14 protein-coding genes are annotated in these 15,030 nt (G+C 40.1%); all 14 read left to right on the top strand.

Translation table 11 applies throughout. The features are described 5' to 3' along the window. The first annotated feature begins 12 nt into the window (after nt 1-12). The gene (tkt, locus tag ABP870_RS02375) at nt 13-1,998 is read left to right on the top strand and encodes a transketolase (RefSeq protein ID WP_350013898.1); all 1,986 of its coding nucleotides are present in this window, start codon (nt 13-15) and stop codon (nt 1,996-1,998) included. An 80-nt stretch (nt 1,999-2,078) separates the two neighbouring features. Continuing rightward, nucleotides 2,079-2,882 (top strand): glutamate 5-kinase, encoded by an 804-nt coding sequence (proB, locus tag ABP870_RS02370; RefSeq protein ID WP_350013897.1) that lies wholly within the window; start codon nt 2,079-2,081, stop codon nt 2,880-2,882. Nucleotides 2,883-2,891: 9 nt separating this feature from the next. After that, on the top strand, nt 2,892-4,142 hold the full coding sequence (locus ABP870_RS02365) for a glutamate-5-semialdehyde dehydrogenase (RefSeq protein ID WP_350013896.1): 1,251 nt from the start codon (nt 2,892-2,894) through the stop codon (nt 4,140-4,142). Nucleotides 4,143-4,162: 20 nt separating this feature from the next. Beyond that, nucleotides 4,163-4,561 (top strand): hypothetical protein, encoded by a 399-nt coding sequence (locus ABP870_RS02360; RefSeq protein WP_350013895.1) that lies wholly within the window; start codon nt 4,163-4,165, stop codon nt 4,559-4,561. Between the two features lie 105 nt (nt 4,562-4,666). Then, nucleotides 4,667-5,617: a 16S rRNA (cytosine(1402)-N(4))-methyltransferase RsmH gene (gene rsmH, locus ABP870_RS02355; protein WP_350013894.1), complete on the top strand. Its 951-nt coding sequence runs from the start codon at nt 4,667-4,669 to the stop codon at nt 5,615-5,617. 2 nt (nt 5,618-5,619) lie between these two features. Continuing rightward, on the top strand, nt 5,620-5,943 hold the full coding sequence (gene ftsL, locus ABP870_RS02350; protein ID WP_350013893.1) for a cell division protein FtsL: 324 nt from the start codon (nt 5,620-5,622) through the stop codon (nt 5,941-5,943). A gap of 2 nt (nt 5,944-5,945) precedes the next feature. After that, the gene (pbp2x, locus tag ABP870_RS02345; protein ID WP_350013892.1) at nt 5,946-8,192 is read left to right on the top strand and encodes a penicillin-binding protein PBP2X; all 2,247 of its coding nucleotides are present in this window, start codon (nt 5,946-5,948) and stop codon (nt 8,190-8,192) included. Between the two features lies 1 nt (nt 8,193). Then, a complete protein-coding gene (gene mraY / locus ABP870_RS02340; RefSeq protein ID WP_350013891.1) occupies nt 8,194-9,204 on the top strand; it encodes a phospho-N-acetylmuramoyl-pentapeptide-transferase in 1,011 nt (336 codons plus the stop codon). 66 nt (nt 9,205-9,270) lie between these two features. Then, nucleotides 9,271-10,614 (top strand): DEAD/DEAH box helicase, encoded by a 1,344-nt coding sequence (locus ABP870_RS02335; RefSeq protein ID WP_350013890.1) that lies wholly within the window; start codon nt 9,271-9,273, stop codon nt 10,612-10,614. Between the two features lie 479 nt (nt 10,615-11,093). Further along, a complete protein-coding gene (locus ABP870_RS02330) occupies nt 11,094-11,924 on the top strand; it encodes a transporter substrate-binding domain-containing protein (RefSeq protein WP_350013889.1) in 831 nt (276 codons plus the stop codon). Nucleotides 11,925-12,062: 138 nt separating this feature from the next. After that, complete coding sequence (locus ABP870_RS02325; protein ID WP_350013888.1) at nt 12,063-12,860, top strand: amino acid ABC transporter permease; 798 nt, start codon at nt 12,063-12,065, stop codon at nt 12,858-12,860. Continuing rightward, nucleotides 12,860-13,603: an amino acid ABC transporter ATP-binding protein gene (locus ABP870_RS02320; RefSeq protein WP_350013887.1), complete on the top strand. Its 744-nt coding sequence runs from the start codon at nt 12,860-12,862 to the stop codon at nt 13,601-13,603. Before ABP870_RS02325 ends, ABP870_RS02320 begins: the two co-directional genes overlap by 1 nt. A gap of 107 nt (nt 13,604-13,710) precedes the next feature. Beyond that, nucleotides 13,711-13,935, top strand: coding sequence for a DUF4059 family protein (locus ABP870_RS02315; protein ID WP_350013886.1), 225 nt, complete (start codon nt 13,711-13,713; stop codon nt 13,933-13,935). Between the two features lie 64 nt (nt 13,936-13,999). Then, a complete protein-coding gene (gene trxB, locus ABP870_RS02310; RefSeq protein WP_350013885.1) occupies nt 14,000-14,917 on the top strand; it encodes a thioredoxin-disulfide reductase in 918 nt (305 codons plus the stop codon). The last annotated feature ends 113 nt before the right edge of the window (nt 14,918-15,030 follow it).

The raw sequence follows: 15,030 nt of genomic DNA, 5'->3' as shown, positions 1-15,030 counted from the left end.
AAAGGAGGAATTATGACTTTTGATACAGTTGATCAATTAGCGGTAAATACCATCCGCTCACTTTCAATGGATATGATCCAAAAAGCCAATTCAGGTCATCCAGGGCTTCCTATGGGTGCAGCGCCAATGGCCTATGTGCTTTGGAATCAATTTTTGAATATAAACCCTAAAACAAACCGTTCGTGGACTAACCGTGATCGTTTTGTCCTATCAGCGGGTCATGGAAGTGCCTTGATTTATAGTTTACTTCACTTGTCAGGTTATGACGTCACGATGGAAGATATCAAAAACTTTCGTCAGTTTGGCTCAAAAACACCAGGTCACCCTGAAGTAAACCATACTGATGGTGTCGAAGCGACAACAGGACCACTTGGACAAGGGATTGCGAACGCTGTCGGTATGGCAATGGCTGAAGCGCACTTGGCTGCTAAATACAATAAACCTGATTTTAATATTGTCGATCACTATACTTTCGCTCTCAATGGTGATGGTGATTTGATGGAAGGGGTTTCTCAAGAAGCTGCTAGTCTCGCAGGACACTTGAAATTAGGTAAATTGGTGCTCCTTTATGATTCAAATGACATTTCACTTGACGGTCCAACGTCAATGGCTTTCACAGAAGACGTTAAAGGACGCTTTGAGGCTTACGGCTGGCAACATCTTTTGGTCGAAGATGGCAATGATTTAGAAGCTATTGCTAAAGCTATCGAAGAAGCAAAAGCAGAGTCAGATAAGCCTACCATTATCGAAATTAAAACTATTATTGGTTATGGCGCTAAAAATCAAGGAACATCTGCGGTTCACGGTGCCCCACTTGGTGATGAAGGGATTGCACACGCTAAAGAAGTTTACGGTTATGACTATCCTGCTTTTACAGTGCCTGAAGAAGTAGCTGAGCGATTTGCGACAGGACTACAAGCACGTGGTGAAAAAGCAGAAGCAGCTTGGAACGAACTCTTTGCTAAGTATGAAGCTGAATATCCTGAATTAGCCGCAGACTATAAAGCAGCCTTTGAATTGAAACCGGTAGAAGTAGAACTTGATGCCCATGAAGTTGGCCAAAGTTCTGCCAGCCGCGTTACTAGTCAAGCAGCCATCCAACAAATTTCTGAGCAGGTATCATACTTCTGGGGTGGTTCTGCAGACCTTTCAGGTTCAAACAACACTATGGTCAAGGTTGAAACGGACTTCCAAGCAGATAATTACAAAGGTCGTAACATCTGGTTTGGCGTTCGTGAATTTGCCATGGCTGCAGCGATGAACGGTATAGCTCTTCACGGTGGTAGCCGGATTTATGGTGGAACATTCTTCGTCTTCTCAAATTACCTACTCCCAGCTGTTCGTATGGCAGCTCTAGCTGAATTGCCAACTGTCTATGTCATGACTCATGACTCAGTTGCTGTTGGAGAAGACGGACCAACTCACGAACCAATCGAGCAATTGGCAAGTGTTCGTTCAATGCCAAACCTTAACGTTATTCGTCCAGCTGATGGTAACGAGGTTAATGCCGCTTGGAAACGTGCCCTTCGCGAAACTAAAACGCCAACCATGCTTGTCCTAACGCGTCAAAACCTACCGGTTCTTGAAGGAACGGCAGAATTGGCTGAAGAAGGTCTTAACAAGGGTGCCTACATTCTTTCAGAAGCAAAAGGTGATCTTGATGGTATCATTATCGCAACAGGTTCTGAAGTGAAATTGGCACTTGACACACAAGCCTCTCTAGCTGAAGAAGGTATTCACGTTCGTGTGGTTTCTATGCCATCTCAAAACCTCTTTGATGCACAAACACCAGAGTATAAGGAAGAAATTCTCCCAAGTTCTGTAACTAAACGCCTTGCTATCGAGGCAGCAGCAAGCTACGGCTGGGAACGTTACACAGGCTTGAAAGGGACAACCCTTACTATTGATACCTGGGGAACATCTGCTCCAGGAAATAAAATCTTTGAAGAGTATGGATTTACAGTAGAGAATGCTACTCAATTGTATAAATCACTTTAATTAGTCAAAAAGTCTCATGATATGAGGCTTTTTTGATGTTCAAACTATTCTAATGCTTAAAAATTTAGTATAATTTGCCTATGAAGCGAGAATTTAGTAAGGTAAAACGTTTGGTGATCAAAATAGGAACTAGTTCTTTAGTCCTGCCAAACGGAAAAATTAATTTAGAAAAAATTGATCAACTGGCTTTTGTCATTGCCAGTCTCCGTAACAAGGAATTAGAAGTCGTCTTGGTGTCATCCGGTGCCATGGGGTTTGGTTTAAACCTTTTAGACATGGATAGCCGCCCACAAGAACTATCAAAGCAGCAGGCTGTCTCAAGTGTTGGCCAGGTAGCTATGATGAGCCTCTATGCTCAGATTTTCTCTCATTATCAAACCAATGTGTCTCAAATTCTACTGACACGTGACGTGGTTGAATTTCCAGAAAGCCTGGAGAATGTGACCAATGCCTTTGAAAGTCTTTTGAATTTGGGGATAGTTCCCATTGTCAATGAAAATGATGCAGTCAGTGTTGATGAAATGGACCATGCCACCAAATTTGGTGACAATGACCGCTTGTCAGCTATCGTCGCGAAGATTGTCAAAGCAGATTTGCTGATCATGTTATCGGATATCGACGGTCTTTTTGACAAAAATCCAACCATCTATGACGATGCCACCTTGAGAACAAGTGTGAGTGAGATTACTGAAGAGATTTTAAAATCAGCTGGTGGGGCGGGCTCTAAATTTGGAACTGGTGGTATGCTCAGCAAGATCCAGTCAGCACAAATGATGTTTGACTATAATGGAGCCATGGTCTTAATGAATGGGGAAAACCCAAGAGATATTCTCAGAGTACTCGATGGTCAAGTCATCGGTACCCTTTTTAAACAAGAAAAGTAGGAACAGGTTATGTCAGTAATTGAAAGACTTGGAAAACAAGCAAAAGTGGCTAGTCGCGACTTAGCTTCTTTGTCAACCATTGCTAAAAATCAACTGCTCTTGGCCTTGGCTGATGCTTTGGTGAGCACTTCAACCATTATTTTGGAAGCTAATGCTAAAGACGTGGCAGCTGCAGCAGAACACGGCATTTCAGACGTTATGGTCGATCGTCTGCGTCTAACAGAAGAGCGTATCCAAGCCATCGCAGAAGGCGTCAGTCAAGTAGCAGACTTGTCTGATCCTGTTGGACAGGTTGTGCGTGGTTATACTAATTTGGATGGTTTGAAAATTGTTCAAAAACGAGTTCCGCTTGGAGTTCTTGCAATGATTTTTGAGAGTCGTCCTAACGTCTCCATTGATGCCTTTAGTCTTGCCTTAAAGACTAATAATGCTATCATTCTGCGTGGCGGTAAGGATGCTATCCATTCTAACAAAGCTCTTGTTCAGGTGGCGCGTCAGGTTATTCAAGAGGCTGGTTACAATCCTGATTTTGTTCAGTTGGTAGAAGATACCTCACACGCTGTGGCAGAAGAATTAATGGTGGCGACTGATTACGTTGACGTCCTTATTCCACGTGGTGGTGCACGCCTTATTCAAACGGTTAAAGAAAAAGCCAAGGTACCAGTCATTGAGACAGGAGTTGGTAATGTTCATATCTACGTCGATAAGTATGCTGATTTAGATATGGCAACTGAAATCGTGATCAATGCTAAAACCTCACGACCAAGCGTTTGTAATGCAGCAGAAAGTCTTGTAGTTCATCGTCTTATAGCGGCAGATTTCTTTCCAAAGTTAGAAGCAGCATTAGCTGACAAACAAAACATTGAATTTAGAGCAGACCAAGCGGCCATGTCTTATTTGAAAAATTCTGTTGAAGCGACAGAAGAAGATTTTGCGACAGAGTTTCTAGATTACATCCTATCGGTTAAAGTGGTTGACCATTTTGAAGAGGCGCTGGACTGGGTGAACCGTTACACAAGCCATCATTCAGAGGCGATTGTGACCCAAGATATTAGAAGAGCAGAAATGTTCCAAGATAGTATTGACGCAGCAGTCGTTTATGTCAATGCCTCAACTCGCTTTACAGACGGATTTGTTTTTGGATTAGGGGCCGAAATTGGAATTTCAACGCAAAAAATGCATGCGCGTGGACCAATGGGCTTAGAAGCTTTAACGTCAACGAAGTTTTACATCAATGGACAGGGCCAAATTAGAGACTAAGTCATTTTAGGAGGACATTTATGACCAAACAGAACGACGAAGCCAAAGAAGCTTTAAGACAGTTATTAAATGCGATTGACGACTGTCAGAATGATCTTAAAAACCTCAATGACTGGAGCATTATGGACTTGATTGCTGGTAATGTTTTTATGAGTGCTATTAAACGAGATAAGATCACTAAAGTCAATCAGAAATTAGAAGGATTAAATCAGCTAAGAAAGATAACTCAAGAAAAACTCAGTGATGTAGAACTTGACTTGGTTACTGATATTTCTAATTCAAAAAGCGATAGATTCTGGGATATTTGGGCAGATAATGTCTATACAGATTGGAAAGTTGGAAAGGAAATATCAGCAGTCTCTGAACAGATCAGTTCTTTAAAAGAAGACGTTAGAGACCTGCTAGACAGACTTTCCTAGTTTAGTAAAAACTGAAGCTCGATGGTATTCTCCTCCAAACTCTAGCGACCATGTCCGTTTGCACATTTAAGACAAGCAAGATTCATTTATGATATAATAAAGGTTATGACTAAAGACTTTCATCATGTAACAGTGCTTTTGCACGAAACCGTTGATATGCTTGATATCAAGCCCGACGGAATATATGTGGATGCGACCCTAGGCGGTGCAGGCCACTCGTCTTATCTGTTATCTCAATTAAGCGAAAAGGGGCATCTTTACTGTTTTGATCAAGATCAGACAGCTATTGATAATGCCCAAGCAAAACTAAAAAACTATATTGACAAGGGAATGGTCACCTTCATTAAAGACAATTTCCGTCATTTGAAGTCTAATCTAGGCCGACTAGGAGTGACTGAGATTGATGGGATTTTGTATGATTTGGGCGTTTCTAGCCCACAACTAGATGAACGTGAACGTGGCTTTTCTTACAAGCAAGACGCTCCTCTTGATATGCGCATGAACCGCCAAGCAGAGCTAAAGGCTTATGATGTAGTTAACACTTATGATTACCATGACTTAGTGCGCATTTTCTTTAAGTATGGTGAGGATAAATTCTCTAAACAGATTGCTCGTAAGATTGAACAGGCGCGTCAAGTCAAGCCTATTGAGACTACAACCGAGTTGGCAGAGTTGATTAAATCAGCTAAACCTGCTAAAGAACTCAAGAAAAAAGGTCACCCTGCTAAGCAGATTTTTCAAGCTGTCCGTATCGAAGTTAATGATGAATTAGGTGCGGCTGATGATTCAATCCAAGAAGCCCTAGATTTACTGGCTGTCGATGGACGAATTTCTGTGATTACCTTTCACTCTTTAGAGGATCGTTTAACGAAACAACTCTTCAAAGAAGCCTCAACAGTGGAAGTGCCAAAAGGTTTGCCATTTATCCCAGATGGCTTACAACCCAAAATGGAGCTGGTTAACCGCAAGCCAATTTTACCGAGTCAAGAAGAATTAGAAGCTAATAATCGTGCCCACTCTGCTAAGTTGCGAGTGGCAAAAAAAGTTAGGAAATAAGTATGCCAAACGAAACCAAACGTGAGGCGCTTACGGAGGCTTTGCAAAAAAGAATCCGTACGTTTACACGCATTGAAAAGGCTTTCTACGGAGCTATTGTGGTGACTGCTATTTTTATGGCGATTAGCATCATCTATTTGCAGAGTCGTAACATGCAGATACAACAAGAAATCAATCATTGGAATGTTGAAATCAATGGCGCTCAAACAGACTTAAATGATGCTAAGCAAGAAGTCAATGAATTGAGCCGTTACGATCGGATTGCTGAAATTGCCAAAAAAGCCGGTCTAACCATTCAGAATGACAATATTCAAAACGTGGAGTAGAAATGAGTAAACTTCGAAAACTCTTTCTTGACTATGTTGTCAAGATTAGAAAAGAACATCCAGAAGAGAATAGGCGTTATGCTGGTCAAAACTTGATGATCCTAACAGTGTTCATCTTTTTTGTCTTTGTCATCAACTTTGCTGTTATTGTTGGCTCAGATAGTAAATTTGGAGTCGATTTGTCAGAAGGTGCTAAAGCTGTCTACAATAGCAGATCAACCTTGCAGGCAAGACGAGGCAGTATTTTTGATCGCAATGGTAACGTCATTGCGGAAAATTCAACGACCTACAGTGTTTATGCCATCATTGATAAAACGTATGTCAATGCTGATCAAGAAAAACTATATGTACAGCCATCCCAGTTTGAAAAAGTTGCCGAAATATTTAGCAAGCAGTTAGGGATGGAAAAGAAATATGTTATGAGTCAGTTGAAACAGGAGAAACTGACACAAGTTTCCTTTGGTACAAAAGGTTCTAATCTTAGTTACAGTAAGATGAGCACTTTAAAGGATGTCATTGAAAAAGCAAAAATAAAAGGCATTTCATTTGATACTAGTACCAGTCGGATGTATCCTAATGGTGTGTTTGCCTCCCAGTTCATCGGTCTGGCACAACCCCAGGTAGAAGACGATGGATCAACCATTTTGTCAGGTGTTACAGGGGTCGAAGCCTCTTTGGATGATGTTTTATCTGGTAAAGATGGTACCGTTGAATATGAAAAAGATCGTAACGGTAACATCCTCCTTGGAACTCAACATGTTGTGAAAAAGGCTGCGGATGGTCGTGATGTCTACACCACCCTGTCAGCTCCTCTGCAAACCTATTTAGAAACCCAGATGGATGCTTTCCAAGCAGAAGCAAAGGGGAAATTTGCTAGCGCAACCATTGTTAACTCACAAACGGGTGAAATATTAGCGACAACGCAACGCCCAAGTTTTAACTCTGATACCCTTGAGGGTCTTGATGACAAAAATTTCTCATGGCAAAACACGCTCTATCAAACCAACTATGAGCCAGGTTCTACCATGAAAGTCATGACCTTAGCGTCAGCCATTGATGCTAAAAAATTCAAAGCCAATCAGTACTTCACCAACTCTGGATTGAATCTATCTGGCATAGTTGTTAATGACTGGTCAGTCAATAATGGTACCGCTGGTATTCAAACGATGACATTTGCTCAAGGATTTGCTTACTCAAGTAACGTAGGGATGACCCTCTTGGAGCAGAAAATGGGGAATGCTAAGTGGCGTGATTATCTCACAAAATTCAAATTTGGGGAGTCGACCTACTTCGGCATGGGTTCTGAATCGGCTGGTATTATTTCTAATAATAGCGTTAATACTGCCACCAGCGCTTTTGGTCAGGGGATTGCGGTAACACAGTCACAAATGTTACGAGCCTTTAGTGGTGTTTCAAATGACGGTGAAATGTTAGAACCACAATTTATCAGTCAAGTGGTCAACCACAATGACAGTACCAGCCGTGTCTCTAAGCCTGAGATTGTCGGAAACCCAGTTAGCAAAAAAGCTGCTAAGGAAACCCGAGAACACATGGTTGCGGTTGGAACCACACCTTACTATGGTACCTTATATGCAAACTGGCTTGGAGAACCAATTATCCAAGTCGGTAACGAATCTATCGCCGTTAAATCTGGTACTGCACAGATTGCCAAGGATGACGGTTCAGGCTATCTTACTGGTGAGCGGGATTATATCCATTCAGTTGTTGCTATGATTCCTGCGGAAAAACCACTCTTTACCATGTATGTCACCGTACAACAACCAGAGAGTTGGAAGGGGTTAGAGTGGCGAACTATTTTTAATCCAGTTCTTCAAGAAGCTATGACCATGCAGGATCAATTAACCACGTCAGTAGCCACCAAAGAAAAACGCGGTGAGACAACTTACGAGATTCCAGATTTTGTTGACCAATCAACGTCAAAAGCTATTGAGACCTTGCGTAAAAATCTTGTGCATCCAATCATCGTTGGCGATGGTGCGAAAGTGACCAAAATGTCTGTAACCAAAGGTACGAAACTAAAAGCCAATCAACAAATCCTTGTTCAGGCTGGAAAAGTCGACGAAATGCCAGACATGTATGGTTGGAGCAAGCGTAATGTTCAGGCATTTGCCAAATGGAATGATTTGAGTATCACGATTAAAGGTTCTGGAAAAGTTGTTAAACAAAACACGGATGTCGGCACACCGTTTAAGAAAAAGAAAAATATCAAAATTACATTAGGAGAGTAACATGTTAATCAGTATAATAGTCGGTATCGTGAGCTTTGTCTTAACGATTATCGCTATGCCCTTCTTTATTCGCTATTATCAGATGAAAAAAATTGGTGGACAGCAAATGCATGAGGATGTCAAGCAACATCTAGCCAAAGCTGGTACACCAACTATGGGAGGAACTGTTTTTTTAACAGTTAGTCTTCTTGTTAGCCTTATTTTTGGACTTGTTAACCAAATTAATCAAGGTGCAGCTGTTGGTGCAACGGTTGGTATTATATCTGTTGTCTTGATTTATGGTATTATTGGTTTCTTGGATGATTTTTTGAAAATCTTTAAACAAATCAATGAAGGTCTGACTCCGTGGCAAAAGATGATTCTTCAGATTGTTGCTGGTTTGCTTTTCTATTTTATACACGTTCGTCCGAGTGGCATTACTAGTTTGAATATCTTAGGTTGGGAGCTTCCACTAGGTGTTTTTTATGTCGCATTTGTCATTTTTTGGGTTGTCGGTTTTTCTAATGCGGTCAATCTAACCGATGGTATTGATGGCCTTGCTTCCATTTCAGTTGTCATTACTTTGGCAACTTATGGTGTCATTGCCTTTGTCCAAAAACAATTTGATATTTTGATCATGATTGCCGCAATGATTGGTGCCCTTCTTGGATTTTTTGTGTTCAATAAAAAACCAGCCAAGATTTTTATGGGGGATGTTGGTTCACTGGCGCTTGGTGCTATGTTAGCAGCTATTTCTATTGCTCTACGACAAGAGTGGACACTATTACTGACTGGTTTTGTCTATGTTTTTGAAACAGCATCAGTCATGTTACAAGTGACCTATTTCAAAATCACTAAGAAAAAATATGGAGAAGGTCGTCGGATTTTCCGAATGACACCCTTTCACCACCATCTTGAATTAGGAGGCTTGTCAGGAAAGGGAGAGCGCTGGAGTGAATGGAAAGTTGATGGCTTTATGTGGTCAGTAGCCATCGTTTCTAGTTTAGTGACGCTAGCTTTACTTTATTTATAATTTTAGGGCAAGGAAGATTTTCCTTGCTTTTATTATGTTATAATGGTCATAAGAAAAGGAGGCATTATGTCCTTTAAAGATTTTAATTTTAAAACTTATATTCAATCTGCTTTAGATGAGATTGGTTTTAAAGAACCAACAGCTGTACAGCAGAAATTAATCCCAGTGGTTCGTTCAGGTCGTGATCTGGTTGGAGAGTCAAAAACAGGCTCAGGTAAAACCCATACTTTCTTGTTACCTATTTTTGAAAAACTGGATGAAGGAAAGTCTGAGGTTCAGGCAGTTATCACAGCACCTAGTCGCGAGTTGGCTACTCAAATTTACCAAGCGACTAAACAAATTGCGTCGCATTCTAAGAAAGAGCTTCGTGTGGTAAACTATGTGGGTGGTACGGATAAGTTGCGTCAAATGGAACGTTTAAAAACGGCACAACCGCACATTGTTATCGGAACCCCAGGTCGTGTATATGACTTGGTTCAATCAGGAGATTTGGAGATTCACAGAGCTCATACTTTTGTGGTTGATGAAGCCGATATGACCATGGATATGGGATTTCTTGATACGGTCGATAAGATTGCCGCCAGCCTTTCTAAAGATGTTCAAATGTTGGTCTTCTCAGCGACTATTCCTCAAAAATTACAACCCTTCCTTAAGAAATACTTGACTAATCCAGTGATCGAACAAATCAAAACAAGTACTGTTATCGCTGATACGATTGATAACTGGTTGATTTCAACAAAAGGAAAAGATAAAAATACACAAATTTTGAATTTATCAAAGGTCATCAATCCTTATATGGCTATGATTTTTGTTAATACTAAAGAGCGTGCTGACGAATTGCACTCGTACTTGTCAGCTAATGGCTTAAAAGTGGCAAAAATCCATGGAGGCATTCCTCCACGTGAGCGAAAGCGTATCATGAATCAAGTCAAAAACCTAGATTTTGAGTATATTGTTGCGACAGATTTGGCTGCCCGCGGAATTGATATCGAAGGGGTTAGTCATGTGATCAACGATGCCATCCCACAGGACCTATCTTTCTTCGTCCACCGTGTAGGACGTACAGGACGTAATGGTTTATCTGGAATTGCGATTACACTTTACCAACCCAGTGATGATTCAGATATTCGCGAATTGGAAAAAATGGGTATTACATTTAAGCCAAAGGTGTTGAAAAATGGTGAAATCCAAGACACCTATGACCGTGATCGTCGTCATCAACGCGAAAAAGCGTATCAGAAATTAGACACTGAAATGATTGGCTTGGTTAAGAAGAAAAAGAAAAAAGTAAAACCAGGTTATAAAAAGAAAATTCAGTGGGCCGTCGATGAGAAACGTAAAAAAGAACGTCGTGCCGCTAATAGGGCGCGAGGCCGTGCTGAACGTAAAGCTAAAAAACAAACCTTTTAGTGACCTCGTGATGACATTTATAGTAAGCGTCATCAGATTAATCCGCTTAGCATAATCAGCATTATAGGCTAGAGAGCGAGAAAGAATCCTACCGTTGAGTTGGTGTTCTTTCCCACTCTTTTTTATATAGGAGAAGTAACTCTAATGTGACGTGACAAAACATCATACTATCTTTAGTGACTGAATGATGCTAAACAAAATTCATAAATAGCGAAATCGTAATGTTATGACAAAATAAGTCATTCCTTTCCTACTAAAATCGATTGGACACAGAGACTGGATCTCAACTACTTTTGATTTTAAATTAATATTAGTACCAAACGTAAACATCTACTAATTCGGTTTACTGTTATTCTATAAATTATCTTTTGAGTTTTTGATATATATATTCTTTAAGACATGATATGAAATTACTATTGGTAGTGAGCTCTTAAATTTGATAAACTGTCGATTATAAAAAAGAAAGCGAGTGTTTGTTAATGAAAAGAAAATTCTTGGTTGCTCTTAGTGCTATAGCTGTTTTGGTAGTAGGAATGCTCACCCTAACTCATCAAGTCAAAGGAAAGACAAAAAGTAATGAGATTATAGTGGCTACAGACTCGGATACAGCACCGTTTACTTATAAAAAAGGTAAAACATTTACTGGATATGATATTGATGTTTTAAAAGCAGTCTTTAAAGACTCCTCAAAATATCACGTTACATTCGTGACAACAGCTTTTGATAGTATTTTGACAGGATTAGACGCTGGTCGATTTGATATAGCAGCAAATGACTTTGCCTACAATGATGATAGGGCTGAAAAGTATCTTTTTTCAAAACCTATCTCCAAATCGAACCATGTTATTGTTGGAAAATCAGGGAAAAAATACAGTAGTCTAGATGACTTATCTGGAAAAACAACGGAGGTTTTACCAGGTGTCAATTATGCGGACGTTTTAAAAAATTGGAATAAAAATCACCCTGATAAAGAGCCAATTGATATTCGATATGCTTCAAGTTCAACGGGATTATCGACAAGAATGCAACATATTGAAAGTGGTAAAATTGATTTTATTTTGTACGATGCTATTTCTGCTAATTATATCGTTAAGGATCAAGGATTCGATTTAGAGATATCAGATATTAAGGACAATTCTGGAGATGAGACTGATGGCTTAGAATACTTTTTATTTGCTAAAGATAAAAAAGGAAAAGAACTTCAAGCTTATGTTGATAAACGGCTGGAGCAATTAGCAAAGGAAGGGACCCTGAAAAAATTAAGTCGCAAGCATTTTGGCGGTGATTTCAGCACCCAGCTTAAAAACTGATAATCAAGAGTAGGGATAGAAAAAAGCTAAGAGGTGATAGGCAAAAGCTATCACCTCTTTAAAACCTCCTATTTTACAGGCTAGACGGTCAATGATAGAATGGACAGATAGAAGGTTATCAATGAAAAGGAAATGCTTATGAAACCATTATTTTTAGCGGCAGCTTGGTATGAAAGTCTTGTGGAAAAACTACCAGCTGGTAAACTTTTTTCATGGAGGGCTGTTTTTGATGCCATTCCATCCATTTTAGAACATCTTCCATTAACAATCGGCTTAACTTTGGCAGGTGCAGTCGCTGGGCTTATCCTAGCCCTTTTATTTGCGATTGTTAAGATTAATCGCATTAAAGTGATTTACCCTATTCAAGCTTTTTTTGTTAGTTTCTTGCGTGGCACACCAATTCTGGTTCAGTTGATGCTCAGTTACTATGGTATCCCGCTTTTACTCAAGGCAATTAATCAAAAAACTGGCTTAGATATGAATATTAATGCTATTCCAGCATCAGTATTCGCTATTACTGCCTTTGCCTTTAATGAAGCAGCCTATGCCAGTGAAACGATTCGTGCGGCCATCCAGTCAGTTAATTCTGGTGAGATTGAAGCTGCTAAAAGCTTAGGGATGACCAATAAACAAATTTATAGTCGAGTGATTATCCCTAATGCAGCTGTCGTTGCTACACCTACTCTCATTAACAGTTTGATTGGTTTAACTAAGGGAACATCGCTTGCTTTTAATGCTGGGATTGTTGAAATGTATGCTCAAGCCCAAATTCTTGGTGGTAGTGATTATCGTTACTTTGAACGCTTTATTTCCGTATCTCTTGTTTATTGGGGGATTAGTTTCTTGATTGAAAATCTAGGACTTTTCATTGAGAAGCGTATGGCAATTGCTTCGCCAGAAGCAGTTCAAGAATCATTTGAAATGGGAGGTCGCTAATGATTTCAATTCGTCATTTAACCAAAGAATTCTCAGGACAAAAAGTGCTTGACGGGTTAGACTTAGATATCCAAAAAGGTGAAGTAGTGGCTCTTGTTGGTGCTTCAGGTGCTGGAAAATCGACCTTCTTACGCAGTCTCAATTATCTAGAGGAAGCTGATTCAGGGACTATTGACATTGATGGTTTCAAGGTTGATTTCAAGACGATTTCAACTGAAGATATTTTGACTCTCCGTCGCAAACTAGCTATGGTTTTCCAGCAGTTTAATCTTTTCGAACGTCGTACAGCGCTTGGAAATGTTAAAGAAGGCTTGAAAGTTGTCAAACAATTACCAGACGCTGAAGCGACTAAGATTGCCAAGGAAGAATTAGCCAAGGTTGGCCTTTCAGATAGAGAAAACCACTACCCTCGACATTTGTCAGGTGGGCAAAAACAACGCGTTGCCTTAGCCCGTGCTTTGGCCATGAAACCTGACGTTCTATTGCTTGATGAACCGACTTCAGCTCTCGATCCAGAACTTGTTGGTGAAGTTGAAAAATCAATTGCAGATGCTGCCAGGGCAGGTCAAACGATGGTATTGGTAAGTCACGACATGAATTTTGTTGCTCAAGTAGCCGATAAAATTCTCTTTCTCGAGAAAGGAAAGATTTTGGAACAAGGGACACCTGACCAGATGATTAACCACCCTAAGGAAGAGCGGACGAAAGAATTTTTCGCTAGTTACAAAAAGTCATATCTTTGATATAATGGAGAAAAACTCAGCTAGATAGTCTGGCTGAGTTTGTTTTGGCATTGTCATCACTAGGTTGACAGAGGCATCCATAAATCCAAGGCAGAGAAGGTAGACGCATGTTACATACTTTAATTTCATTTTACTTACAGGGGCTCTTACTGGCAACCATCTTCGTATTTATTGCTGGTCTGACCTACATGGTGAATAGAGCCTATAAAAAAGTAGATAAAACAGCCAAAGAGCGACAAGAAGTTCTTTATGATGTCCTGATGATTTGTGTATTGACAGTTCCTATTTTTTCATTTGCCTTTATGGCTTTGCTGTTAGTTCTTAGATCTTAATAATTGCTAAATCAGAGAAGAATTGCTAAAATTTGACTACAAATGTCGTTTAAAAGGAGAAAGCATGTACGATACAATTGTGATTGGAGCTGGCCCTGCAGGAATGACTGCAGCGCTATATGCCGCTCGTTCAAATCTGAAAGTGGCCACTTTGGAACAAGGTGCTCCAGGTGGGCAAATGAATAATACAGCTGATGTTGAAAATTACCCAGGTTTTGAGTTAATCAGTGGTCCTGAATTATCCATGAAAATGTTTGAACCCCTTGAGAAATTTGACGTTGAAAACCTTTATGGTATTGTGACTGGTATTGAAGATAAAGGGGATTACAAAATCGTTCGAACAGCTGATGAATCCTACGAAACAAAAACGGTTATCATCGCGACAGGTGCCAAGCATCGTCAAATTGGCGTAGCCGGAGAAAAGGAATACAATAGTCGTGGGGTTTCTTACTGTGCTGTTTGTGATGGTGCCTTCTTCAGAAATCAAGATTTGCTTGTTGTTGGAGGGGGCGATTCAGCCGTTGAAGAAGGTTTATTCTTAACACGTTTTGCTAATTCTGTTACCATTGTACACCGTCGTGACGAATTGCGTGCGCAGAAGATTTTGCAGGACCGTGCTTTTGCTAACGATAAGGTTTCTTTCATTTGGGATTCAGTGGTTGAAGAAATTAAAGGTAATGACATGAAAGTTACCAATGTTGACATCAAAAATGTCAAAACAAATGACGTCAGCAACCATGAGTTCGGTGGTGTCTTCGTTTATGTCGGTCTTGATCCAGTATCAGATTTCTTCCGTGATTTAGGGATCACAGATCAAGAGGGTTGGGTGGTGACAGATGATCACATGAGAACCAACATTCCTGGTATTTTTGCTATTGGAGACATTCGTCAAAAGCATTTGCGTCAAATCACAACAGCTGTTGGTGATGGTGCTATTGCTGGTCAGGAAGCTTATCAATATATTGTTGAACACGAAGCATAAGAGAGTCAGGATGAAAGTCCTGGCTTTTTGTCTTGATAATGTTATGACATTCACAAGATAAAGCATCAAAGATTCCCTAAAACTAGTGCATGTGCTATAATAGTCAACAAGAT

The organism is Streptococcus jiangjianxini, from assembly GCF_040225085.1.
GTDB lineage: Bacteria > Bacillota > Bacilli > Lactobacillales > Streptococcaceae > Streptococcus > Streptococcus jiangjianxini.
This window is presented reverse-complemented; position numbering and strand designations above follow the sequence as displayed.